Consider the following 24,259-nt stretch of genomic DNA (forward strand, 5'->3'; position numbering starts at 1 on the left):
CCCGCGGAGCGGGTAAGAGCCTGCTTCGCAGGCTCCCAGCGAACCCCCGTGCGTTGCACGGGGGTTGACGGAGTGACACCTCCTCGCTGCGCGAGGAGGTTCGGTTCTGCGCTGCGCTTCGAACCGAGGGTCGCTTGCGCTGCGCTTCAGCGACCCGTGCGGCTGCTGACGCAGCCTTAGGCGGCCTCGGTTCCCGATGCCTTGAAGGTCCGTCCGCTGCGCTCCCGGACCAAGCCCGCTTCGCGGGCTGCTCGCTAGGGAAGCCGGGTGGGGTGTTTCCTTCGTGTAGAACTTTCCAGGAATCCGGATTCGGGGTTGGTGCCCTGGGCTGGAGATCATGGTGGGTTGGACTGTGGGGGTGGGTGTGGTGATGTCCGTTCCGCTTCATTGGACAGACATCGAGGTCTGTCACCCTGTTGTATTGTCAGTTTCAGGGTGCGCCACGGCACCAAGCGGAGGGGGCCGATGCTCTGTCGCCTCGGCCGGGTGAACCTCCCCTCGTCCGGACTGACTCATCACAGCATCTCGACGGAGTCGGTGACAGTGCGGCCGAGAGGGGGCGGTTCGCGTCGCGCCCGGTCCTCGCTCAGTACCCTCTGCCTTGCCTGCCGCCACAAGATCTGCTCGTCTGACGGCACACCGAGCGCGTCGAGCACAGAACCGAAGAAGAGGTTGACCGTTCGCTGTCCGGCCATGATCTGCGTGACGATGGTTTGCGGGGCCCAGCACCCTATGCCACCTATGCGGGCGGTGCGGTGGGCGATCTCCGCGTCGGTCGGGGAACCGGCCATCGTGCGCAGAACGCCCAGCTCGGCCACGAGATCATCAACGGTGCGCAGCAAGTCCAGTTTCTGGCGTAGTCGCCACAGGTGAGGCACCTTGCGCTGGACGCGTACGGGGCCGTTCAGGGTGATCACCCGGTCCCAGGCCTCCATGCACTGGGCACGCAGGGGTTCGTGGACTTCAACGGCGTCGAGGAAGGCCTCGAACTGGTCCCGGTCGGCGGGGATCGTCCTCTTGGTGACGAGGCGGTGCGCCGTGGAGTGCCCGAGCCGGCCGTCCGTACGGTCCTCCACCTCGCTCATCGACGGGGCGCCGTTCTTCTCGTACAGCTCCTCGACGAGCGCGGCCAGGTCGACGACGGTGCGCACCAGATGCGCGGCGGGAGCCTGGGGGCGGGGACGGTCGGCCAGCCGCTGGTGGTAACGGGCCTGCCTCCACAGGTCGATGGCTTCCTGCTCGGGCCCGCCGCAGTGGGTGACGGCGTCCCGCACGACGTCCCGGCGCGGCGGGCGGCGGCCGGAGGCGGCATTGCGCAGGGTGCTGGCGGACCAGCCGGTGGCGTGCGCGAGATCCTCGTACGTCAGGCCCGCCGCCTCGCGCCAGGCCCGCTGGAAGTCGGCAAGCCTGCCGACGGCGGGCACGTCCCGGACGACCGGATTCTCCTTGCGTCCCACGGCCGTTCACTCCTCCCCGGCGAGTTTGCCGAGCTTCCCGATCCAGGCGCGTACGGGGATCCGGCCCGTCACCGACGCCAAGACCACTGCTGCCAGCCCACCCACGGCGGCGACCATCCGCATGACCTCGCCGAACGACGACCCGGCAAGGTGCAGAACCACCGCTGTGGCGAAGACGACGGTCATCATGGCGGCCTCGGCCCCGTTGAGCCTCTTACTCCCGTTGCCCCCGGGCGAGGAGACCCGGCCGGCCGGGGGCACGTCGACGGCGGCATCCGCACGCTGGGAAGGGGACACGGGGCTGTCCTCGGGGGACATCACAACTGGCTCCTGGATGCGACAGGGGCTCCTACAGCGGGGCCCGACAAGTTGAGGACGTGGCGTCGGACCGCGGGGCCGAGCCCGACCGCGTCCCTCCGGCACGTGTCTTCATCGTTGCAGGCATCCGGCCAAGCCCCGTACCGGAAAAGGGCTGTTGCAGCGGGTTCCGCGGCGAGCATCCCAGTCGTCCGAATGCCGCTGCGAGGACGCCGCAGTCTTGTGTCGGGCTCGTGCAGGGAACGGATCGCATGCGCGGCCGTACCCGTTCCGTTCTTCACCCGCCCCTCGGGCTTGTGAATTCCGCAGCTGGCATCCCATCCCTGTGCCGATTCCGGGGCGGCGGACTGCGCCGGAACGCGAACTCCTCACCCCAGCCACCCGACGAGCACTCCGATGACCGCCAGCCACATGTCAACTTCATGGTCGTCTTCCGGGTGCGCTCCCGGTCACCAGAGCTCTGGTGACCACCTGCAGTCCCGGTGAGCGGAGCCGTCGACGTGTGAGCGGCCATCCTTCGGCCGTGGAGCCGCGCGCATACGGCGGCCATGTGCGCGGTGAACGCCGCCTGCCCTCGGACGGCATTTCGTTCTATGGGCGGTCGGGATACCACGGGGCGAGACGCAACAGGAGGTGGAGGGTGCGGCGCGCGGCGGTGCGGTGGGCGGGTGTGGGGGCGTAGGCGGCGCCGAGGGCGAGGGCGGCGGTGAGGGCCACGAGCAGCAGGAGGCCGGTGCCGGCGTACGCCAGTGCGGTGCGGCCGCCGGCGGTAGGGGCGAGGAGGAGCACGGTGGCGGCAGCGGGGGCCGTACGGGCAGGCAGATTTCGGGGGCGGCGGGATGGAGTGGGGCGGGGACGTCGGCGGCGCGCGGGCATGGGCGAGCGGCTCCTTACAGAGGCGTACGGGCGTACGGAGGTTTCCCGGACCCTTGTCGGTGCCCGGTGGTTTTCCCAGTTCAGCGGGTACGTGGAGGACAGTTTCCGGGCACCTCGCGGGGTTCTAAAGTGGGTGGGTGGCAAGAGGAGAGCCGAGTCCGGCGGATGCGGAACTGATCGGGCGTCTGGCGGCGCTCGGCATCACGGTGTCGGCGGCGCAGCTGGAGCGCTGGCGGGGGCTGGGGCTGCTGCCCCGGCACGCGCGGGCGTGGCTGGGGCGCGGGCGCGGCTCGGTGTCCGTGCTCGCCGAGGAGACCGTCGCGGTGGCCGCCGTGCTCGGTCGGCACGCGCGCTCGGGGCGGGATGTGCGCTGGACGGTGATCGCCTGGTACGCCGAGGCCGGACGCCCCGTCCTGCCCGGGCAGTTGGCGGTACCGGAGCCGCCGTGGCCGGCTGTACGGGAGGCCCTGGTGTGGGCGATGCGGCGCTCGACGGCGCATCGCCTGGCCGAGGCGGCCCGTGCGGCGGCCCGCGGGGGTGAGGAGGAGCAGGACGCCTTCTACACCGAGGCCGGGCGGGTGGTGGGTCGCGGGCACGCCGGACCCGCGCACCCCGACACGGTGCGGCGGGTCCTGGAGGACCCGGACGCCGAGCTCGACCAGGGTGAGGACCGCCGACGGCGGCGCGGGGCGGTAAGTCTGGCTGCGGCCGCCGCCATGGGCGCGGGCGAAGTCGGCGGCGAGCGGCTCATCGACGCACTCGCCACCCTCACGCCCGGCCTCCACTGGACCGACGTCGCCGCCAAGGCGCGGCAGGCCGAGGAGACGGGCGAGTTCGACGGATGGATCCAGGCCGGGGCCGTCGACCCGCTCAGCCTGCTCCAGACGGCCGGTCCCCAGGAGATGGCCGCCGCACGCCACGCCGCCACCGTGCTCGCCGGGATCGGCGGCCGGTACCTGATGCACGGGTTCGGCATGCCCGACAACCCCGCCCTCGCCCGCCTGCGGGCCCTCCTGGAGGAGTCCGGGTTCGCCCTGATCGCGGCCCAGATGGTGCCCCTGATGATCAACCCGTCGGGCGTCGTGCACGCCCTGACCATGTGCCTCGCCCCCGAAATCGCCGCGCTCGCCACCTGGCTGGAAACCCTGCTCACCGAACAGACCGACACCGGGCAGGGGTTGCTACGACTGCCCGGGGCCGAACAGGAGGGGCCGGAGGTGTTCATGCATGCCTGGATCGACCACCTCCACCAGCTCACCGACCGCGCACGCGACCGCCGCACCGGCGCCTACGAGGACGTCGACGCGGCGCAGCCGTCCACAAGAGCGCCGACGGACACCAGGCTGGCCGGGAGCGGCACGGACAGGACGGACCGGACCGCCAGCCGGACGAGGACAGCCGGGGCGCTGGTCGATCGGGAGGAACAGAACCAGTGAGCAGCCACGACGGTGGACTCGTGTCGCAGCGCGGCTGGACGTGCCACGGCTTCACTGCGGCGGCCCGCGCCGTCGTACGGCACGATCAAGGGCTGATGCTCGGCGACGAGGAGCACACCGCGGTGGGCCGACGCTGCATTCAGCACGCGGTCCCGGGCTCGGCGGGGGGAGGGCGGAAGCAGCCCGGCGGGGCGGCCAGCAGCAGGAACCGGGCACAGGTGAAGCCGTCATGACGAGGACCCGGGCGGCCTGCGGGCATATGGCTGGGCCCAGCGGCACCGGTCCGAACTCGACGGCCTCGCCCAGTTCGGCACCCGCCGCCTCCTCGACGCCTACGGCCAGGCCACCGGCCGCCGGGGCAGCGGACGACGCGGGTACGGAGCCACCGTCGCCAGCCTGGAAAGCCCTGTGGGCAGCCGCCCACGATGCCCGGATGCTGGGTAACCCCCTCGACCACCACGTCCCCGCCGAACACCCCAGGCACATGGCCACCCGTTGACCGTACGGCGGATCCCAACCCTCAGGCAGCCCATGCCGTTTGGTCCCGGAGCAGGGCGCAGGAACGCTACCGTTCGGGCATGCCAGGTAGACCGGTCCCCCGCCCTCCGCAGCGCCCGCGCAAGCCCCAGCAGAACGACGGCAGCCGCGACTACGGCACTGTGCGGTGGCGCGACGACGGCCAACTCGGCTCCGACCCGGGGAAGAAGTTCGTGCGCAGAGCCACCGATGTGAGCAGCGGGCGTAACGGTGTCTCAAGCACATGTCGGACCCGCCCGTGCGAGGTGAGGGCTACGTGGACAAGGGACGGCGGGTCCGGCGCCAGCGCTTCTATGACGAGGCGCTCTTCATGCGGCAGGTGAACGGGAGCCCGGGCATCCTGCCGGTCTGGGACATCGACGACACCCACGGCGCCGCGCCCCGCTGGTACGCGATGCCCCAGGCGCGGCTGCTGGCCGACGTCTTCGACGCCGCCTCGACCGTCCTCGACGTGGTCACGCACACCGCGGCTCTGGCCCGCACTCTCGCCGTGCTCGCCGAGCAGGGGATCTATCATCGGGACATCAAGCCCGCCAACCTGTTCTGGTACGACGGGGCACCGGTTCTGGCCGACTTCGGGATCGCGGCCTTCGCCCACCTGCCCGCCGGACTGACCCGCGTCGGGGACAAGGTCGGGCCCGCCAACTTCATGGCCCCCGAGATGCGCAGCACCGACGGCAAGGACCGTGGCGAGCGGGGAGAGGTCGGTGTCGCAGCGGCTGGTGGAGTTTGCTCGCAGCGCTGCCGGGGCGGGTGAGGAAGGGCAGGATGCGCTGTATGCGGTCGCCGGCCGGCTCATGGGGCCGTACCGCGGGGCTTCGAACCCCGCCCTGGTGCGCGCGGCGCTCGAAGCGGGCGAGGTCGTGCCGGTCGAGGCGGAGGGGCCGGACTTCAGGAGCATGGTGCACCTGGTCGCCGCGATCGGTCTCGGGGCGCAGGAGGTGGGGGCGGATGCGCTGGCCGAGGCGTTCGCCGCGTTCGGCATGTTCGGGCTGACGGTGGAGGACTGGGCGCGGGCGCTCGGCGCGGCGGAGCGCGGCGAGGGGCCACCGGTGGACTGGGGGCTGCTCCAAGAGCATGCGGATGTAGTGGGTCAGGTTCAGCGGGCGAGCGATGAGGAGTTGGTGCGGGCGCGGACGGTGCTGATCGGTCTGCGCGGGTTCTACGGGCTGTACGTGGTGCACGGGCTGCTGATGCCGGACACGCCGGCCCTGGCCGCGCTGCGGCAACGGATCGACGAATGGGGCATGTTCCCGGTCCTGGACCAAGTCATCGCCATCAACACCTCCCCCAGGCAGTTCGCCGAGTCCCTGGCGGTCTGCCTCGAGCCGCCCTTCGACAACCTGTACGAGGCACTCGTGGAACAGCTCGCAGCCGCCCCGGACATCTTCCGGATCCCCGGCGAGGAGACTGGCCCGGCCGGCTTCATGGAGAGGTGGATCCGTATGCTGCGCGAACAGACCACGGCCGGGTGAGAGTCGGGCGGACCGCCGTGCGGCCGCGGCCGCACGGCCGAAGACGCCGACTGCTATGCGCAGGGCCAGCCGAGAGTGGTGCACAGGTCCTCAAGGACCTGCCGGTCAGCTGCCGTCAGATGGGGTGAGAGACCGACGCCGATGTCGATCAGGCCCGGCTGCTCCAGGCTCTGGCGCATGACGGCCAGCCCAGCGAAGGGGTAGTCGGACGTGAAGTACTCACAGGCGGCGAGTCGGGCGGCCCACACGGTGCCGTGACGCATCCAGGCGGCTCCGTAGCGGGAGACGTCGACCGCGAGGAGCACCGGCGCGCCGGCCAGGGAGCGGCCCTGGGCCGCCTTCTGCGCGCCGCGGCCGGCTTCGAACGCGGCGTACTCGGCCGCGCCCAGCGGGCCGTCAAGTGTCCCGGCGGTGACTTCCCAGCTCACCGCGCCGTTTCCCGGACAGACCTGGACGGTTATCTCCACAGGTCCCGCGTTCTTCGGGTCCTCGACCCGGATGACCTCGGCCGCAGCCGGGCTGCCCGCGCCGAGGGCATCGGCCTGGGTGCGCACGGCCGCCGCGGCCTTGTCGGCGACCTCTGGCTGCAGGCGGCTGGGATAGCGGTCGAAGGCGAGATCCACGTCGAACCGGCCGCCGCTGACTGTTTCTACGCGCTCGACGAGTTCGTTGATGCTCTGCGGCGCCCGGGCGGTCACCTCTACCCCGGCACAGACGGCGCCGGACCTGGTGAGCAGGAAGTCGGGGTTCGCAATCTTGGTGTCCCCAAGCTCGTAGCCGATCCCGGCATCGGCCAGGACGAGGGCGAGAGCGAACTCGGCCCTCATCTCCAGGAGTTGCCCCATCGAGGTCAACTGCCCGAATTCCGCGATCTTCCTGCGCCAGCGGGGGTCGCCGGCGGCCGTGGCGTCCAGTGCGGCCGCCATCGTCTCCAGGGCGTCCAGCCCGACGAGGACAGCCGAGTTCGTCCCTGCGGCGGCTTCCATGACGCGCACGGGGTGGGTGTGGGAAGCGCCGGTGAGCCACCGCTGGAGCACCGGGCGGGCGGCGGGCTGGGAGGTGTCGCTGGTCATCGTGCCGGTCTCCTCGATCTCGCCCAACCGTCGCCAGCACACCCACACCATCACCTGCCCCGGCAGCCGTGCCGCTCGTTACCCGGGCATGATCAGCGACTCATCGTCCCGAAGATACAGGGGCGCCGCGCGCGGTTGGTCACTCGTTGTCGCCATCCTGACGGCCGGAGGCGATGTGGATGCGGTTCTCCGCGAAGTGCTCCCAGTCCGGCACCAGGTAGAACCGGGCATGGCTGGGAAGATCCTTGGCCGAAACCTCCGTCCGAGGCTGCCCTCGGTACAGGCGGGCGTCGCCCTGCTCGACCAGGTAATCCAGGCCGGCACTGACGTCGGCCGCGTCCATCTCGACAGCCTCGGCAAGCCGGTCAAGGGACGTGAACACTTCCTCCGGGTAGCTCAACTCCTCGGTGAGATGGTGGATGATGGCCTGCTCCGCCGGCTCCAGTTCCTGCATGCGGCGCATCTCGCGGAATCGAGCGGTCATCTCCTCGGGAAGGCGCAGCACGTCCTCGGGGAAGGGAAGGCCGTCCGGCATCGACCAGTAGCCGTCCTCGTCCTGCGAGGCGATCCCCAGCGCCATCATCGTGCCCGCCAGCTCGCGGATGGTGGTCGGTACGGGTACACCGGCGTCCCGGTACGCGGCCTCGCAGACCGCCCGATGTTCCTCGGCGCCGGCCCTGATGCGTTCCTGCTCCGCCTCGTCCTCGTCCTGAAGGTCGTCTTCCTCCAGCCAGAGGACCGGCGAGTCCAGGGTGGTGCCGATGTTCCGCCAGGCCGGTCCGAGGTCGTTTCCGTAGATGATGCGGGTGATCTCGTCGAGAGACCCGCTCAGGCCTTCGGCGGCGGCGGTGCCGAGGGTCATGGTCATCATCATCGACTGGTGGCGGGGCAGGACGTGCATCCAGCCGCTGGTGAACCAGTCCGATGGGAAGGACATGTGCTCCGGCCGGGCAACGCCTTCGTTGGTCGTCTGCGTGGTCGTCAAAGTTTCCTCCATCGGGGCTCATTGAGCGGCTTGCGGGGCCTCAGCTCAGACGGCGGCCTGCAATGCAGGGTGTCAGAAGACGGCTTCACCGGAGTGTGGCCGCCACAGCGCGCTCACCAGCAGCGTGTCGGCAGCGCGGGGCCCGTCGGCGGTAGCGGGCAGCACGTCGGTGGTCATGTTGGTGAACCCGGCTTCGTCGAGCAGCTTGGTCCACACGTGCTCCTGGAGGACCCAGCGGCGCATCGTTGTCGCCTCGCCGTCCGGGGTTTTCGCCGGGACGTCGGCGGCCACCGCATCGGGCTGGGCAGGCGCGCGGTTCAAGTAGTGGGCGAGAGTGGAGTACACCAGTCGCCCGCCCGGCTTGAGCGCGGCGGCCACCGCCGGCAGCAGTTCACGCGGGTCGGTGAAGTCCACGGCCCCGAAGACGCTGTACAGCACGTCGTACGTGCCGGTCATCGCATGCAGGTGGGGCACGGCGTCGGACTGCACGATGCGCAGGCGCGGCGCGAGGTGGGCGTACAGGTCGGTTGCCATGGCGTGCTGAGCCGGTGACGCGTCGACGGCGAGGACCCGGGCGGGCTGGTGATGTACCGCCAGGTGCGCGGCGTGCCGGGCTGCTCCGGCACCGAGGTCGCCCACACAGCGGCCGGTCACATCGCCCAGGACCTCCGGGCCGGGCCCGGCGTCCTGCCCCCAGTTCCAGGAGAAGGTGCCGGGAACGGCGCGGTCAGTGCTGGCGCGGGCGCGGCCGTAGTGGTGCCAGAGGTCTGCGGTGCTGGTGGTCACCCGCCCCATCCTGGCGGTCAGGGCTCGGCGGCGGGCGGGTTCGGCGGAATGTCACCTGGGCGGGCTCCTTGTGGCCCGGCCGGGGCGGCCGGGCCACAAGGAGCCCGCGCTGCGGACGGTCAGTGGGAGTCGTTGCCGGGGTGGCACGGGCCGCACTCGGCGGCGTCCGCCCACAGCGGCAGGTCGATGTCCCAGCCGTCGGCCGCGACGATGTGCGCTGTCTTCATCACGGAGCCGTCGTTCTTGAAGTCGACCTTGGGCACGTGGTGCAGGAACTGCCCGCCGTTGAACATCTCGCACAGCTCGGCGTACGCCACGGTGTCGAGGATGATCGTGTGGACGCCGATGTCGACCAGCTTGCTGGGCGCCAGTCCCAGCGACTCGCCCCGGTGGTTCATCGCGGTCAGCAGGTACGCGTACCCCTGGCCGAGAACCCGGGCGGCCATGACCGAGTCGTACGGGTAGTCCCGTATCAGGAGCCCGACCTGCTTGTCCCACAGTTCGGCCGGCACGACCTGTCGTGGGGAGCGGACCGGGCCCGTCGTCGAGTCGGCGGCCAGAGGGGATGCGACAGCTGCGGCGGTTGCCATGGAGTGCCTCCGATGGACGATGCCCCGGGGCTCGGGGCGGTGCGCCCACCACACCGCGCCGACCGGCCACGTGGTGATCAACTCTCCTGCCGTGCAAGGCGTTTGCACGCTGTGCAAGCGGCCTCGACGCGCCCGGCCGGTGCCCGTAGCGTGGAGGCCCCCTGTCTGTGCGGTGTGGGAGGGACGCGTGCCCGTTGACCCGCTCTGGAACAGCACGACAGCGCTTCAGTTAGCCGCGCAGCGGCGCCCCGGCGCGCTCATCCGACTCGGACGCCAGCACCGCGCCTGGACGCTGGCCGCGCTCGGGGACCGGATCGGCTGCTCGCCAGCCACCGTCTCCCGGCTGGAGCGCCGCACACGGATCGTCGACCTGGCTCTGGTGCACCGTGCCGCGCACGAAGTCGGCGTGCCCCGACACGTCCTGGTGACATCTCTGGCGCCACCCCTCGCGATGGCAACGGCGGCCACTAGAGTGACGGCCAGTCAGCGTGACGCCGAGGAGGACCCCATGCGCCGCCGTACGCTGCTCACCGCCACGACGGCCGCAGGCCCCGCCGCCCTGCTCATGGGCCTGGACGACGCCCTGGCCGCCACCCCCGCCCCGTCCGGCGCCGGGCCGCTGGACGGCCGCCTGGCCGGCGCCCGCGCCCTGTACGACCAGGGCGCGCACGCACGGCTCCTGGCCGCACTGCCTGATCTCATCGCGGATGCACACTTCGCCGCCGCCTCCCGCCGCAGCCTTGACCAGGCCCGGCTGTCCGCCGTGTACAGCCTCGCCTGCGCCGTGCTCATCAAGCTCGGCTCCTACGACCGCGCCCGGCTCACCGCGGACCGCGCCCGCACCTGGGCAGAGATCTCCGGCTCCCCGCTCACGGCGGCGGCCGCAGCACGGGAGATGGCGATCGTGCTGCGCCACCAGGACCACCACGACGCCGCCCAGCGCCTGATGTCCTCGGCCGCCGCCGACCTGGAAGCGACCGGGCTGCGTACCGACGCCACGGCAGCCGCGTACGCGCAGATGCTGTGCACCCTGTCCTACACCGCCGCCCGGGGCGGACAGCGCGCCGAGGCCCTGGCGATGACCGAGGAGGCCCGCCTCGCGGCCCGCCACCTGCCGCAGGTCGCTCCGCAGGGGCGGCTGTTCGCGATCAGCCCGGCCGCCGTCTCTCTGTACGCGGTCGGTGTGCACTGGGCGCTCGGCGACGCGGGCGCTGCCCTGGATGCCGGGAAGAACCTGCGCCCTGGGCTGTTCCCGACCGCCGAGCGCAAGGCCCGCCTGGGCACCGACATGGCGCGGGCGTGGTGGTCCTGGCAGCGGCCCGAGCAGACCGCCCGCGCACTGCTGGACGCCTACCGGGCCAGCCCCGGCGAGGTCCGCGACCGGCCCGCGATCCGCCGCATCGTCACCGAGCTCGCCGAGCGGCACCCGCGCACCAGCGGCGTAGGCGAACTGCACACCGCCGTGACGCAGGCCAGCTGACGCCCGCCCGCCCCTTTGGGCATGGCTGGCGGAACGGTCCGTGAGAAAGTGACGCGTAAGGCTGGTCTCGGACGGCGGAGATGTCGGGGTTGGCCGTCGGTGGCAAATCGGAAGGGCGATGAGGACGCGCGGTGTACGTCACGAAAGTGCAGCTCACGGATATCAAGGGCTTCACCGGTGCGCGTGCGGCGGACCTGGTGTTGCCCGCGCAGGGTGGTTGGACGGTGCTTGCCGGGCGTAACAGCTCAGGGAAGTCGACGCTGCTGCGGGCGATTGCGCTGGCGCTGGGCGGGCCTGCTGTGGCGCAGACGTTGGTGGCGGATTTCGATGACTGGATCTCCGTTGGCGCCGAGTCCGGCTCGGTGGACGTGCGTGTTGTGCCCGATGTATCCGACGCGTTCGTCGATAAGGGGCGTGCAGGGTCCAAGGCCGTCTCGCTGCGCATGCAGTGGGACCGGCCCGAGCCGGAGAACGGCGAGCCGGCCTCTGACCTGCTACCGGTCCTGGAGGCGCGTGGCCTGGTCGACAGCAGTGACGCCAGGCTCGGGCCCTGGGCGGACAACCCGCGGGGCTGGTTCTTCGCGGGCTACGGGCCGTTCCGCCGGCTGACGGGTGGGTATTCCGGTGAGGCGCAGCGGCTCATGCGTGCCAAGGGCCCGGCCGCGCGCGTGGCCACGCTGTTTCATGAAGATGCTTCCCTGGCTGAGGGCGTGGCGTGGCTGGTTGATCTGCGGCTGCGGGAGCTGGAGGAGCCCAGGGGGCCGGCCAGTGTGCTGCTGAGGCAGGTGCTGGCCTTGTTGCAGGATGGTCTGCTGCCGGATGAATACCAGATCAGAGGGGTGACCGCGGATGGGTTGTGGGTCGGTGAGGAAGGTAGCGAGGAAGGTTTCCCGCTGCGGGAGATGAGTGATGGCTACCGCACGGTGGCGGCCTTGGTGCTGGACATTGTGCGGCGGATCCCGACTGTTTACGGCCGTCTTAGGACGCAGTGGACGGAGGGTGGGGGTCTGGCCGTGGTGGTGCCTGGTGTGGTGCTGATCGATGAGGTGGATGCGCACCTGCATGTTTCCTGGCAGCGGAAGATCGGCGGCTGGTTGCGCAAGCACTTCCCCAACATCCAGTTCATTGTGTCCAGCCACAGCCCTTACATCTGCCAGGCTGCTGATCCCGGCGGGCTGATCCGGCTGGCCGGGCCGAATGAGCAGCGGCCTCCCGAGGTGGTGGATCAGGAGTTGTACCAGCGCGTTGTCTACGGTAGCGGCGATGATGCGGTGCTGTCGGAGTTGTTCGGGCTGGAGACGCCGTACTCGAGCCGGGCCGAGGAGAAGCGGCAGAGACTGGTGGCCTTGGAGCGGAAGGTGTATGCGGGGACCGCCACCGCGGAGGAGGCCACCGAGTACCAGAGGCTGAGCGAGCTGCTGATGAGCTCCCTGGACGCGCGGGTGACCGAGGTGGCAGCCCGTCTGGGCCACGAGCAGTGATCCAGCTGCGCCGGATACCGGCGCCGACCAGGACACAGCGGCTGCTGTCGGCGTGGACGACTCGGGTGGAGCGGGCGGGGGGCAGCGCTGATGCGGCTCGAGAGAAGTGGGATGCGGCTGCGGCACCCAAGAGGCATGTGAGGGATCTGCTGGAGCAGATGGCGCACGGGCCGAAGCGGTGCATGTACTGCGAGGACAGCCTCGGAACGGACATTGACCACTTCGAGCCGATCGCCTTGGCGCCGCTGCGTGCTTTCGACTGGAGCAACCATCTTCTGGCCTGCTCCTTCTGCAACAGCAACGCCAAACGGCAGCTCTACCCGTGTGATGGGGACGGGAACTGTCTGCTGATCGATCCCACTGTCGATGACCCTGCCGAGCATCTGGTGCTGCTGCTGGCGTCCGGCGAATATGACCACCTCACGCTCAAGGGCTCGGAGACGATCCGGGTCTTCGACCTCAACCGGGCCGACCTCGTGAAGGGCCGGCGCAGCGCCTTCGTCGTGACGCGCAGCGCTCTCATCGGCTGGCACACGCTCTGGCAGGAGGGCGACACCAACGAGGCTGCAGAGGTGGCGCAGGCACTGGGCGAGTCTCCGTTCGCCGGTGTGAGACGGGCGATGGAGCAGCTGCCGCCGTCGGCGGTCGTGCCGGTCATGGGGCCGCCTGGTGCTGCTGCCCTGCAGGCGTGGCGCAGCGTGCAGGGTACGTGAGCAGCAGGGGCGTACGGCAACCCGTACGTGGTCTTCCTGCCCCATGTTGCGCCCTCGCGTGTCTCACGAGCCTCTCAGACGCTGGCGTCCGGCACGCCAAGGCGGTCAACGTGGTGGTGCTGGTGCCCAGCGACCGGGCTGCGGCGGCGTGGGCGGCGCAGCCTCATGCCGTTTATCGAGCCGGGCGATGAGGGTACGGCCGACCCGCTGGAGTTCCTCGTCGTGGTCAAGGCTCTGGTACCTGCCGCCGCGTCGGGGCAGGGCCAGTTGCTCGTGGAGCAGGGGCAGGGCCGGTGCCGCGAGAGGGCCCATGCGGTCCAGGCAGGCCACGACGTGGTTGGCTGTCGCAGGGTTCTGGGCCATGGCCTGCAGCAGGACGTTCAAGACGGCCGGTGCCTCGGCCTGGCCGCCGATCTCCCAGAGCGCGGCCGCGCAATGCACACGAACCCATTCGTAGTCGTGCATGAGGAGGTTGCGCAGGCGCGGCAGTGCGACGGATGCGGGCGGGCCTATCTCGCCGAGCAGATCGGCCGCGTCACTGATCCGGAAGGTGATGCGGTCGTCGAGGAGGCTGAGCAGGAGCGGCATGACCTCGGCCAGGTCACCGCCGGCGGCCCACAGCGCGGCGACAGCGGCAGGGCGTACGTGCGCGTCGGTGGCGGTGGTCAGCGACCGGATCATCTCCCGCGCGCCGGTCGCCGCCGGACCGAACGCCCCCAGTGCCTTCAGGGCTGATCGCGTGACGCCGTGCTGCTCATGGCGCACCGCGGCGCCGAGCGTGTCCACCACCACAGGAACCGCGGCCGGGTCGCCCAGCGCGGCCAGGGCGGCCAGGATCGCGTTGGCGCTCATCTCGGTCCACTGCTGGGAGAGGTCGAATCGGCGCAGGTGGTCGCAGAGCCGGGGCACCAACTGGTCGGCCGCCTGCGGCAGATGCCCTGCGACCTGGATCGCGTGCCAGGCGTCGACGTCGCTGTCCAGCGCGGCCAGCAGACTCGGCAGAGCGCGCCTGTCGCCGAGGCGCGCCAAGGCCCGGACGGCCTCCTGGTGGCTTCTACGCAGCATCGCCTGTGGTGCAGCCCATGCCTGAGGGCCGTGTGCCACGCGTTGGGCGTCGATGTGCGCGGCGAGTGCCTCCCGGGCCGGGGCGGCGATCGGGTGGCAGGACTCCAGGACGGCCGCGGCCTCGGCGGCGACCTCCTGGTCGGCCGCGGTGAGCTGGTCGGCGACCAGCAGGAGGAGCCGGGTGTGGTCCCCGCGCCAGGTGCGCATCAGCTCCCCGCTCATCCGGACCGCGTCCAGGCACGAGCCGGGGTCGGCGCTGCTCAGCTGCTCGGCCAGCACCGCGGTGCGCTCGGGCACCCGGGCCCCCAGGGCTTCGTGGAACGTACGCAGCAGGGCCGTGGTCGGTGCGTACACGCGCGTGTGCCGGTCGAGATCCTCGAAGGCGGCGACGATCTGGGGCGCAACTGTGTCCGTGGGCGTGGCTGGGCGGCTCGGGGCTGGTGCGATCCGCTGCACGGGTAGGGCGCGGGCGGTCTCGCGCAGCAGGCCGACGGCGGCCGGCACGACGTCCTCGCCGATCTCCTCCGGGGCACAGCGGGCCCGCTGGACCAGGGCTGCGAGCCGGGTCGCCGGGCCCTGAGCCGGGTCGGCGGCGAGCCCGGCGAGCCAGTCCATCACCTGTTGCGAAGCCGCCGGCAGACGCAGTGCCAGGGTGGCCGCCGCCTGAACGATCCGCAGCCGCGCCGCGATACCTTCCTCGGCGGCCAGCCGCCCGCGCAGCAGGGCGGCGGCCCGGTCGGCGTCGTCGAGGAAGAGCCCGAGCCCGCCAATCGCGGCCAGGCGCACGTCCGGGTCGGGGTCGCGGGCGAGTCCGGCGAACTGCGCACCCCGCTCGCGCAGGAAGGCGACGGCCTGCCCGCAGCCCATCGGGGGGCAGTACTCGATCTCGGTGCCGTCGTCCTCGAAGCCCTGGTCGAGGGACTCCCGGCCGATGCTGACCATCAGCGCGACGATGGCGGCCCGGTCGGGCGTGGCGCCGTCGGCGGCCAGCTCGAGCAGGAAGGGCAGGCTGGCCGCCGTGGCCGGGTACACGCTGCCCTGGTGGTGGACCGCGCCGTAGAAGCGGTCGAGAGCCTTGCGGCGTTCCTCGGCGTCCGGGGAGCGCAGCGCCAACAGCAGCGCCGGTACCTCCTCGGCCGAGCCGTACGCGTGCTCCATCGACGCCCAGTCGATGTCATGAAGTCCGTCGAACATGATCCAAACCATGCCAGGCGCCACTGACAACAGAGGCGCCCCGGGACGGGCCCGTACGACACCGTCGGCACGGCCAGGACGAACGGGGTCGGGCCTGCGTGGAGGGGCGTACGGACGGCAACTGCCGCGAGCATGGCCTACTCAACGCCGCTCCCAGATCAAGGAGTTCTCAGCGACGTCAGGGAATCCCACAACAACGGAGGTTCGGCAGGTAATGCCTTCTGAGGGTCCTATGTCGGCACGGACCTGCCGCGTACACCGGCAGGTCCGTGCCGCCGGCAGGCGCAGACGTTGGCTTTGTCGGTCAGTAGCGAGAGCGTTTGTTGTCCAGGAGCGAGAACACCCCGTGGGCACGGAAGACGATGTAGCCGAGTTTCAGCAACGCCCGGTTGCTTGACTTGCCCCGGATGTCGTGCATCCGTCGGCGGGGGTGGATGCGGAGCCTGGCTGTGTGCGGCGTACGGTCAGGGTAGGCATGATGAGCAGGGCTCTCGCCACGTGGTCCGAAGCCCTGCGGACGGAGCCGCCGGTCAGCGCCGACGAGGGAGCCATCGGGCGGCCTGGGCTCAGGAGGCGAGGTGGCAGGATGACGTGGTGTCCGACTCTCTCCGTGAACTGTGGCTGCGCGGCATCGCCTTCAACGCGGCGGCGCCCGCCGACGTGCTGATACGTCTCCTGGACGAAGCGGCCGGTGAGGCCGGCTTGCTGATGTGCGAGGGCCGCGACCTGCCCGACGCCGTCATCGACGCGGCCCTCCGCCACTCGGTCGAGCGGATCCGCCGCGCCCTCGCCCGCAACCTGCACGTCGACCCCGCACGACTCGCTCCCTTGGCATCGGACCCTTCGGGACTCGTCCGTGCGTGTCTCGCCGGCGGCACCCGGCTCCAGCCCCGGTGGGTCCGGCCCCTGCCGGACGACATCCTCGTCACCTTCCTGACCGCCCAGGACGGAGGCGAGGACGGCAGGGTCACCGAGAAGGACATCGTTGGGGAGCTCTGGTCCTCCCGGCAGGTCCCTCCGTCCTTCCCGCGGGACATGGCCGGGCACGACCACCCCGCACTCCGTCTGTACGCCGCCTTCCAGTGGCAGTCGCTCACCGCTGAGCAGCGCAATGCCCTGCTCGACGACCCCGACCCCGCCGTACGGGAAGCAGCCAGGAAGGGCAGCCGGCAGCTGGACCCGGAGGCCGTGGAGGCCGAGCTGCCGTCCATCGGATCACGCAACAGGTGGTTCGTGCTCGGCACCTGTGCCCTGTCAACCGCGGTCGTCGAGCAGTGCTTCGCGGACGACGAGGTGCACCCGCTGGCCCGGAACCGCCATACCCCGGCCGACGCCCTTGCCCGGCTCGCCCGCCATCCCGATGCAGAGATCCGCAGGCTGGTCGCCACCCGGCCCGACCTGGGACCGGAGGCGGCGGAGCTGAGGCAGGATCCGGACGAGGACGTGCGGATGCGTGCCCGCCTCCAGCCCTCCATCCGTACCTGGGCCGAATTCCAGGGGGTCCAAAAGGTCGTCGATCACGGTCCCGACTGCACCTGCCCGATCACGGAGCCGGCCACCGAGCCGTCGCCCGACTGGTACGCCACCTGCGCGGCGTCCGAGGAACCGATGCTCCGCCGGGTTGCGGCGAGCTGGCCCGGCCTGCCCGCAGAACTCGTCGGGACACTGGCGCTGGACGATGACGAGGAGGTACGGATCCAGCTGGCCTGCCACCACCCACTGGCTCCGCCGCACCTCCTCCTGGACGTCTTCGTGACCCGCCCGGCCCACCGTCCGCACCTGCTGACCCTGCCCGCGTTCCCCGCACCGGCCGGACACACCTCATCGGCCACCCGGACCCCGAGGTACGCGCCCTGGCCGCGGCCGACCCCGCTCTGCCCGAACCCCCGCTGGAAGACCCCGACGATGCAGTACGCCGGGCAGCCGCCACCAACCCGACCCTGACACCGGAGACCCTGGAAACCCTCCTCACCGACCTCCGCACCGCAGAGGGCGCCGCGGCCAACCCGTCCCTCCCCGTCCCCCGCATGCACGCACTCCTCGACCACTGCCTGAACGGCGCCGCCACCCCGCCGACGGCGGCCCGCCGCTGAAGGACGACACCCACATAGCGATCGCGGGCATGGCAATCGCCGTCGGCCATCGACTGACGCCAACACGCCGGGCAAGCGTTTCCAAAACTCATCAATATTCCGAACACCAGCAAAAGCGACTGCTCCTGCAACTCGTCTACAAACGTTCCCCCTTCTCACCTACGCAGCCAAGACGTTGATTCCGAGGCGGGCCCACACGCCAGGCGACGGTGCCGGGGCGAAGATTTCGCCGTACTGCCGGATGGGGCGGGCGGCGAGCATGCCGGTTGGCGCACCGTGCGGGTCCCGCGCCGGCTCGGGGACGGGCTGTACGAGGCGCTCGTCAACTCGCGGCGGACCGTACGTCTTCCAATCCCGGGGCAAGACCGGCACGGCCGGCTTCGGGGGACGTGACCCCGTGCGCGGCGCGAGCAGACCGCGGCCTGGAGCGGGGCGCACGGGCCGGTCGGCGGGGCCGGTGAGGGTGCCTCGTAAAAGATCTTGGATTCTTCGGTACCCGCCGCGGGCTGCTCGCGCGATGAACATGATGGAAGGGCACGTGAGTCAAGGAACGGGGCGGTGAAGTCGGTGCAGGAGATGCTGATGCCCGAGGGGGTGATGGTCCTCCTGGCCACGCTGGTCGCCATCGGGGCGCGCGAGTGGAGACGGGTGCAGCTTGCCCGCGAGAAGCGCCGCGAGCGTGAGCAGGAGCTGCTGGCCGAGATGGTGGCGGAGGTCGCCGGGGGCGAGCGGGAGATCCAAGTACACCGCGGTGGGGTCGGAGTGTGGTCCTTGACGGGCACCCGGTCCGCTGCGGTGCCCCGCCCGGAGGTGTCTGGCAGGCGCGGGGCGCCGGTGGACGGCCGTACGATCGCGGCGAGGCGGCGCCGGTGACCGTGCAAGACCCTTCAGGAGCGGGGCTCGTCCCGGACGCGGCCGGGCCCTGCGGGCCGAGCGCCGGTATCCCGGTGGTCGACGAGGCGGCGCTCGCCGCCTTCTACGAAGCCCACGTGGACAGGGTGTTCAGGTTCCTGGCCCGCAAGGCCGGCCGAGACGACGGCAAGCTGATCCTCGGCCAGGTCTTCGAGGAGTTCTTCACCTGGTGGCCGGAGAATCCCGAGCATCCCAAGCCGGTGGCGACGCTGTATCAGATCGCCCGCTGCCGCCTGAACGATCATCTCCGCCGGAAAGGGCGGGTCCTGACCGTAGAGGCCCATGAACTCGCCGAGGCCGCGGCCGACGGGGGCTCCCGCGACGAGCTCGCGGACGTCGTCCAGCGCGTCGATCTCGGCGCGGCGCTGGCCGGGCTGACCGAGCGCGAGCGGCAGGCCCTGATGCTGCGGTACGTGGCCGATCTGCCGGTAGCGCAGTGCGCCGAGGTCCTGGGGACCGGCATCGACAACATGAAGAAGATCCTGAAGGCGGCGCTGCGCAAACTGCGGCAGTCACCACGCCTGGACGGGTACGAAACCGCCGGGACGGCGAAGGAGGTGCACCGGTGAACTTCGGACAGGACCACGACGGTAAGCAGCACGAGCCCCTCACCCTGAGCCCGGCCGAGAAGGCGGACGGCTTCGCCGCCGTGATGCGGCGGCTGAAGGACCACAGCCCCCACGAGCAGGCCCGGCTGCGGGCACAGGCCGATGCAGCGGTGCTGGGCCACGAGGCGTACGCGCTGGGCCACGAGTACCACCGGCGCGGCAACTACGTCGCGGCGAAGCGGTGGCTGCGCGTGGCCGCCGACCACAGCGTCCCCGGTGCTGAGGAGGCCCTCGAGGAGATCGATGCCGGCCAGCCGGCCAGCCCTGCTGCCGGCCGGGCCACGGCCGTCGGCTTCTCCGGCCCGGCTCCGAGCGCGACGATCCCGTCGCCTCCCCCGGCCGGCGGCGGCTTCGAGAAGTGGGCCGCGGTCCTGGATTGCCTGGACGTGACGGCATCTGCCCGGGAACAGGCGAGGCAGATCACCGAGGAGGCCCGCTCGGCGGCCGAGGACCTGCTTGCCGAAGCACGGCAAAAGGCTCTGCGGGAACAGTTGGACTCCAAGCGGGGGCTTGAGAGGACGCGCCGTGCGGTCGCGAGGCTGCTCTGTGAGGCACAGCAGGTACAGCAGGAGACCAAGCAGATCCAGGAGCAGGCCCGCTGGGCAGCCGAGACTCTCCTGGACGAGGCACGCCGTCAGGCGCAGCAGATCGTCGACGAAGCTCTAGTCCAGGCCACTCGGACCGGTGTGGAAGCACGCCGGGAGGTCGTCGACGGGTCGAACCGGGCGCGTGGCGGGGTACGCATGCTGAACACTTCCCTGGATGAGGCGGGCGTGGACGGTCGGCAGGCATGGCTGTATGCCGCCCGCGAGCTGTTCACCGTTTTTGCGGACCACCTGCCGGAGCGTTGCTTCCCGGCGGACATGGACGAAATCCGGCGTCCCTTGTGGGTGTCCCGGGTGCGCACGGAGTTTTCGGGCGTCCTGTGGGTGCGCTGCAGCAGCGAGGACGCAACGGTGACGGTCGCAGAGGACTGGCATCCGCAGCAGGAGAGCACTTCCGCAGCTCGCTTCGTCGTTGGACCGCTGCTCGTCTCCCCGGCTGCAGAAAAGGGCGCGCAGTTGGCGAGCTTCAAGAGCGTCACCAGGTGCGATGCGGCCTGGGGGGATGAGCTTTTCTTGGCGGCTTATGCCGCCGCCGGGGTGCAGGAAGACGGAGGTGTTCGGACGGTTTATCGCCTCGCCTTGGACTGTGCCGAGGAAGGAGCGGACAGCAGCACGTCAGACACTGCCGACTCGGAGGAGGCGGCGCGTGCGGCCGGCCGGTGAAACAGGTGGTGCAGTCGGGGGACGCCTGGCTTGCGCCCTGCCAGTTGGCCTTGCGGCGCGCCGCAGCGTCAGGAGCGCATTCAAAGGATCGGTGGGCCAAGGCGGCCAGGTGGCAGAGGTCGGCGTAGGGTCCGGTCGCGGCGCCACCCGTCCGAAACGCAGGGTGCATTCCGGCCGCGTCCAGCTCTGCTGTGGCCGGCCGGGCGCTGGCCAGGTGGCGTGGTCGTCGGCAAGTACAGCTGGGTCCCCCACGACGATCACCCAGGCCCCGCAGCCGCTGAGATGGAGAACCTGCCCGTCCACTGGCTCAAGGAGTGGATGCTGTGCCTGGACGTCGAGTGCGGGATGCGTGACGAGACCCTGCTGCACCGGCTGTACGGCACGGTGACCGCATTCGAGCCCGGCATCGGCCGGGTGGAGTTCTCCCCCACGGGCGGCCACCCGGCCAGCTCCGTGCCCGTTCACCGGATTGTCGCGCTCAGCGGGGACCGGCAGCGGCGCAGTGACGGGCAGGTGCCCGCCCACGAGCCGTACGAAGAGTAGGAGGCCGTCCGTCTTGGCCGCGAGGGCGGCGCGTTGGGGCTGATCCAGGCGACGTTGTTGAACCGGCCGGCTGGTGGACGAGCAGGGTGCCGACAAGATCTCGTACCACCTGGTCCGGCCGGGCCCTCTGTGGCCCCATCGGCGGATGGCATCGGTCGGTTCTTACGCCTCGGAGGGCTGCCGGCCGGCTCCGATGAGCTCTGAAAACCCGGAGCTGCCGCGATGCGGATCACAGGAAGATTCGGGGGATGCATTGTCGGATCGGGTCCGCGCCGGGACCGAGAGCGGACCCTGCCCAACTGGGGAACTCTTCGTGCGGTAGGGGGAGTTCACGCTTTGGAATCGTCCGCAGTCCAGGAAAGCAGCCAGCCGTGAGTGAGTCGTTTCAGACGTCACAGCCCTCCTACAGCGCCGTGAAGTTGAGCGGGCCGCCGGAGGCGGTCGCCCGGCTCATGGCCGCTCTCGCCGCAGCGGGAGAGATCATCTTCGATCACCGTTCGGCGCCCGACGTGCGCGGTGACGTGGCGTGCACGGCGAAGGTGGTCACCTACGAGGCGGCCGGGGAGCAGGCCGGGCAGGCGGAGGTGGTCGTGCAGAGCACGCTGCGTCTGGACACGGTGCGCCGGCCCGGTCTCGGGCAGGACGAGGGCGCCCGGCGGCTGGAGGAGGACGCTACGGCCGCGCTCGCCGCGGTGGAAGGCGTACGCGAGGTGGTAGCCAGCAGGCTGGTGGCCGTGGTGTCCTCGGCGGGCGCTCACTAGCGTGGCCGCGGATGCGGAGGGTCTGCCCGAGGAGGGGCTGGCGCTGTGGCTGACGGAGTGGAAGGTCAGCACGAGGATCCCGTGGCTGGGGCGCCATCTGGTGGCGTCGGTCGGCTCGAGCGTGGCGGGACAGCTCGACTTCTTCCTGCACCCGGACGGGCAGGCGGTGAAGGTGGTCATGCTGCGCGTGCATCCCGACTTTCAGCGGCGCGGTCTGGCCGGCGTGCTGATGGACGCGCTGTATGCGGCGCATCCCACGGCCTGGATCAACCACGGCTGGCGCACCGAGAACGGTGCGCGCTGGTGGAACGGCTACCGGGAGCCGGCGCCGCAGCGCAATGTCCACAACCGGCCACCCGCCGAGTGGGCCAGCTACTTCGACGCGGTGGACGTCGCCTCGGACAAGGCCCACAACGCGCACCAGAACAACTACTACGGTCTGGACGGCCACCGGGACGCCGTCTACCGCTACGGCGAGCGTCTGGAGACGGAAGCGGCCCTGCACGCTGCCGCCTACCGGCCGGTTACGCCGGTGCGCGTCGACCCGGGCGCTCAGCCCTTGCACGGTGCGGCCCGGCTGGTCCTGCCGCCCGCGGTGCACGAGTACGTGCACGCCGCACGCAGGACTCGCGCGCCCGGGCCGCGGCGCTGCTGGAACACCTCGGGCACGGCAACCTGCCGCGGGAGGCGTACTGGAACACCACCCGGCAGGCCGCGTTCGCCGACGCCCATCACGAGGACCTCTTCGACCGCCGGCCGCCCGGACCGCCCGTTACGCACGTGGTGTTCACCCTGGCCCCATTGCATGCCTCGGTCCTGCCTGCGGCCCGCGCACTGGCGACGAGCGTGGAGTTCGATCACCCCGGTGACGTGGCGGTCGACGTCACCGGGCTGGCCTGGCGCCGGGCTGACCGGCCGCACGTGACCCATCAGGCTGGCTTCACTCCCGCTGTCGCAGCCGCCATCGCCCCTGCCTCGGCGCAGCAGGCCAGTGCCGCTTACCGGGCCCGCTACGACGAGGAGGGTTTCCTGCGTGCTGCGGCCCGGGACGGCGCGCGGCCTTTCGCCGACCGGGCCGCCCAGATCCAGGCCATGGCCGAACGGCTGCTGCGGGGCCAGGCCGCCCGTGCCCGGACACCACGGCCACCGTCCGCACCACCGCAGACGGCCGTGCCGCAGCCCCAGCCCCCTGCACCCGGGCAGCACCCGCAAGGACCAAGCCGGCGCGCGTGAAACCGACCCGGGGAGCGGATGAGCTGTCCGAGGCCGGTGCAGAGCCGCCGGGCGCGCTCAAGCCTCTCGTCCTCGCACAAGGTGTGCATCTACCGGGGGAACGGGGTGTGAGGCTCACAATCTCCGCGTCGTCGGGCAGGTCCAGGCGCAGGCGCGGCGAGGGAGCAGCACGTCCGGGCCGCCGGGCAGCAGGCCCCTGTTGCCCAGGAACTTGGCACGGCCCACGGCACCAGGAGGTACAGAACTCCCGGGGCTGGCGCCCGGAGTGCGGGTTGTTGAGGGCGGCATGGGCGGCGGCCCACTCGGCGGGACGGCTGACCAGCCCCCGGATAACCGACAGGCATGTTGCTGAACTTCAACATGGCTCACATGCCTGACCACCAGCCAGCACCAGAGATAGCGCGGGCGGCCGCGGTGCTTGCCGCCGTGTGTGCGGCGGTGGGGTTCACCTACCGGCACCTGGCGCCGCCGGAGAAGATGGTGGCGGCGAACGTGCGGTGGCTGGCCGGCGAGGAACGCATCCGCAAGTACGAGGCCGCCTTGTCCGCGATCGGTGACGACCACGCGGCGCAGAGGTTGCGGCGCAGGGCCTGGTGGTTCAGAACGTGGTGTTCTCCCACTCTCCCGGCTTGTCGTAGACCATCTGCAGGAATTTGGCGAAGACGTCGCTCTCCAGGAGCAGGGCGTTGTACTCCAAGGGGATCCGCTTGCCGTTGATCACCGCGGTGGGCGTACCGGGGCCTTCGGGCTCCTGTGCTCCCCCGGCCTTCTCATAGGCCTTCTCAGAGGAAGTCACGAAGGAGCGGTACTTCATGGATCTCACGGCCGCATCGAACTCCGGGCCGCGCAGGCCCTCCACCTGGCCGGCCAGTTCCAGCAGGTAGGCGTCGGTGTAGCCGTCGACGCTCTCCTCGGGCTGGTTGGCGTACAGCACCTCGTGGTACTCCACGAACTTGCCTTCCTCCAGCGCGGCGCGCAGTGCGTTGACCGCCTTCTTCGACCCGGTGCCGCCGACCCGGTCGTCCAGGAAGGAGGCGAGGGTGTACTCGGCTTTGGCCCAGCGGTCGAGCATCGCCTCCCGCAGGTGCGGACCGCCGCCGGTGGTCTCGAACTCCTCGCAGTACGGACAGCGGGGATCCTCATACAGGTGCACTGTCACCGGCGCGTCGGGATCGCCCACCGTGATGGTGATGCCGTCCGCACTGAGCCTTTCCGGCAGCTCCTCAGCGCTCGCGAAGTCAGGGCCGTACTGCGCCTCGCGCTGCCCGCACCCCGCCATCACCAGCACCGCGGCCGCGCACACCACAGCCCAACGGTCCCTACGTCCCATGCGTCATCCCCTCCCCTGAGAACAGCGCGACCCTAGATCATCCGT

At 70.9% G+C, this 24,259-nt stretch carries 23 protein-coding genes; 14 read left to right on the forward strand and 9 right to left on the reverse strand.

Going from position 1 to position 24,259, the window contains the following annotated elements; translation table 11 throughout:
• Window positions 1-515: 515 nt before the first annotated feature.
• The 3 genes from ACH5AC_RS35985 to ACH5AC_RS35995 all read right to left on the reverse strand — a co-directional run bounded on the left by ACH5AC_RS35985 (window position 516) and on the right by ACH5AC_RS35995 (window position 2,651).
• Window positions 516-1,457, reverse strand: a complete 942-nt coding sequence (locus tag ACH5AC_RS35985; protein ID WP_398866547.1) for a helix-turn-helix domain-containing protein — start codon at window positions 1,455-1,457, stop codon at window positions 516-518.
• A 6-nt stretch (window positions 1,458-1,463) separates the two neighbouring features.
• Window positions 1,464-1,754 carry a hypothetical protein gene (locus ACH5AC_RS35990; RefSeq protein ID WP_398866548.1) on the reverse strand — a complete coding sequence of 97 codons (291 nt, stop codon included), beginning with the start codon at window positions 1,752-1,754 and terminating at the stop codon, window positions 1,464-1,466.
• A gap of 612 nt (window positions 1,755-2,366) precedes the next feature.
• On the reverse strand, window positions 2,367-2,651 hold the full coding sequence (locus ACH5AC_RS35995; RefSeq protein ID WP_398866549.1) for a hypothetical protein: 285 nt from the start codon (window positions 2,649-2,651) through the stop codon (window positions 2,367-2,369).
• A gap of 137 nt (window positions 2,652-2,788) precedes the next feature.
• On the opposite strand from ACH5AC_RS35995, the gene ACH5AC_RS36000 reads away from it, so the two are divergent.
• From ACH5AC_RS36000 to ACH5AC_RS36015, 4 genes are all read left to right on the forward strand, one after another.
• On the forward strand, window positions 2,789-4,087 hold the full coding sequence (locus tag ACH5AC_RS36000) for a hypothetical protein (RefSeq protein WP_398866550.1): 1,299 nt from the start codon (window positions 2,789-2,791) through the stop codon (window positions 4,085-4,087).
• Window positions 4,084-4,320 carry a hypothetical protein gene (locus tag ACH5AC_RS36005; RefSeq protein WP_398866551.1) on the forward strand — a complete coding sequence of 79 codons (237 nt, stop codon included), beginning with the start codon at window positions 4,084-4,086 and terminating at the stop codon, window positions 4,318-4,320. Before ACH5AC_RS36000 ends, ACH5AC_RS36005 begins: the two co-directional genes overlap by 4 nt.
• Before the next feature lie 527 nt (window positions 4,321-4,847).
• Entirely contained in the window at window positions 4,848-5,381 is a 534-nt protein-coding gene (locus ACH5AC_RS36010) for a hypothetical protein (protein ID WP_398866552.1), read from the forward strand.
• Window positions 5,332-6,099, forward strand: a complete 768-nt coding sequence (locus ACH5AC_RS36015; RefSeq protein ID WP_398866553.1) for a hypothetical protein — start codon at window positions 5,332-5,334, stop codon at window positions 6,097-6,099. Before ACH5AC_RS36010 ends, ACH5AC_RS36015 begins: the two co-directional genes overlap by 50 nt.
• 53 nt (window positions 6,100-6,152) lie before the next feature.
• Here the strand turns inward: ACH5AC_RS36015 and ACH5AC_RS36020 are convergent, their stop codons facing one another.
• From ACH5AC_RS36020 to ACH5AC_RS36035, 4 genes are all read right to left on the reverse strand, one after another.
• Window positions 6,153-7,172, reverse strand: a complete 1,020-nt coding sequence (locus ACH5AC_RS36020) for a hypothetical protein (RefSeq protein WP_398866554.1) — start codon at window positions 7,170-7,172, stop codon at window positions 6,153-6,155.
• 139 nt (window positions 7,173-7,311) lie between these two features.
• On the reverse strand, window positions 7,312-8,157 hold the full coding sequence (locus ACH5AC_RS36025) for a DUF6042 family protein (RefSeq protein ID WP_398866555.1): 846 nt from the start codon (window positions 8,155-8,157) through the stop codon (window positions 7,312-7,314).
• A 72-nt stretch (window positions 8,158-8,229) separates the two neighbouring features.
• A complete protein-coding gene (locus ACH5AC_RS36030) occupies window positions 8,230-8,952 on the reverse strand; it encodes a methyltransferase domain-containing protein (RefSeq protein ID WP_398866556.1) in 723 nt (240 codons plus the stop codon).
• Between the two features lie 110 nt (window positions 8,953-9,062).
• Window positions 9,063-9,533, reverse strand: coding sequence for a hypothetical protein (locus tag ACH5AC_RS36035; protein WP_398866557.1), 471 nt, complete (start codon window positions 9,531-9,533; stop codon window positions 9,063-9,065).
• A gap of 187 nt (window positions 9,534-9,720) precedes the next feature.
• On the opposite strand from ACH5AC_RS36035, the gene ACH5AC_RS36040 reads away from it, so the two are divergent.
• The 3 genes from ACH5AC_RS36040 to ACH5AC_RS36050 all read left to right on the forward strand — a co-directional run bounded on the left by ACH5AC_RS36040 (window position 9,721) and on the right by ACH5AC_RS36050 (window position 13,207).
• Complete coding sequence (locus ACH5AC_RS36040; RefSeq protein WP_398866558.1) at window positions 9,721-11,013, forward strand: helix-turn-helix domain-containing protein; 1,293 nt, start codon at window positions 9,721-9,723, stop codon at window positions 11,011-11,013.
• 131 nt (window positions 11,014-11,144) lie between these two features.
• On the forward strand, window positions 11,145-12,494 hold the full coding sequence (locus ACH5AC_RS36045; RefSeq protein WP_398866559.1) for an AAA family ATPase: 1,350 nt from the start codon (window positions 11,145-11,147) through the stop codon (window positions 12,492-12,494).
• Between the two features lie 137 nt (window positions 12,495-12,631).
• On the forward strand, window positions 12,632-13,207 hold the full coding sequence (locus ACH5AC_RS36050; protein ID WP_398866560.1) for an HNH endonuclease: 576 nt from the start codon (window positions 12,632-12,634) through the stop codon (window positions 13,205-13,207).
• Window positions 13,208-13,312: 105 nt separating this feature from the next.
• Here ACH5AC_RS36050 and ACH5AC_RS36055 read toward each other — a convergent pair whose 3' ends face one another.
• Window positions 13,313-15,466, reverse strand: a complete 2,154-nt coding sequence (locus ACH5AC_RS36055) for a HEAT repeat domain-containing protein (RefSeq protein ID WP_398866561.1) — start codon at window positions 15,464-15,466, stop codon at window positions 13,313-13,315.
• 594 nt (window positions 15,467-16,060) lie between these two features.
• On the opposite strand from ACH5AC_RS36055, the gene ACH5AC_RS36060 reads away from it, so the two are divergent.
• From ACH5AC_RS36060 to ACH5AC_RS36090, 7 genes are all read left to right on the forward strand, one after another.
• Window positions 16,061-17,410, forward strand: a complete 1,350-nt coding sequence (locus tag ACH5AC_RS36060) for a hypothetical protein (RefSeq protein ID WP_398866562.1) — start codon at window positions 16,061-16,063, stop codon at window positions 17,408-17,410.
• A gap of 707 nt (window positions 17,411-18,117) precedes the next feature.
• A complete protein-coding gene (locus ACH5AC_RS36065; protein ID WP_398866563.1) occupies window positions 18,118-18,432 on the forward strand; it encodes a hypothetical protein in 315 nt (104 codons plus the stop codon).
• Entirely contained in the window at window positions 18,429-19,040 is a 612-nt protein-coding gene (locus tag ACH5AC_RS36070) for an RNA polymerase sigma factor (RefSeq protein WP_398866564.1), read from the forward strand. The genes ACH5AC_RS36065 and ACH5AC_RS36070 overlap by 4 nt, the downstream gene beginning before the upstream one ends.
• Window positions 19,037-20,347 carry a hypothetical protein gene (locus ACH5AC_RS36075; RefSeq protein ID WP_398866565.1) on the forward strand — a complete coding sequence of 437 codons (1,311 nt, stop codon included), beginning with the start codon at window positions 19,037-19,039 and terminating at the stop codon, window positions 20,345-20,347. The genes ACH5AC_RS36070 and ACH5AC_RS36075 overlap by 4 nt, the downstream gene beginning before the upstream one ends.
• Window positions 20,348-20,566: 219 nt before the next feature.
• The gene (locus ACH5AC_RS36080; protein WP_398866566.1) at window positions 20,567-20,890 is read left to right on the forward strand and encodes a hypothetical protein; all 324 of its coding nucleotides are present in this window, start codon (window positions 20,567-20,569) and stop codon (window positions 20,888-20,890) included.
• Window positions 20,891-21,261: 371 nt separating this feature from the next.
• Window positions 21,262-21,651: a hypothetical protein gene (locus tag ACH5AC_RS36085; protein ID WP_398866567.1), complete on the forward strand. Its 390-nt coding sequence runs from the start codon at window positions 21,262-21,264 to the stop codon at window positions 21,649-21,651.
• A gap of 1 nt (window position 21,652) precedes the next feature.
• A complete protein-coding gene (locus ACH5AC_RS36090) occupies window positions 21,653-22,576 on the forward strand; it encodes a GNAT family N-acetyltransferase (RefSeq protein ID WP_398866568.1) in 924 nt (307 codons plus the stop codon).
• A 906-nt stretch (window positions 22,577-23,482) separates the two neighbouring features.
• Here the strand turns inward: ACH5AC_RS36090 and ACH5AC_RS36095 are convergent.
• Window positions 23,483-24,214, reverse strand: a complete 732-nt coding sequence (locus ACH5AC_RS36095) for a DsbA family protein (protein WP_398866569.1) — start codon at window positions 24,212-24,214, stop codon at window positions 23,483-23,485.
• Window positions 24,215-24,259: the final 45 nt, after the last annotated feature.

This window comes from Streptomyces sp. NPDC018693, from assembly GCF_044391385.1.
Lineage (GTDB): Bacteria > Actinomycetota > Actinomycetes > Streptomycetales > Streptomycetaceae > Streptomyces.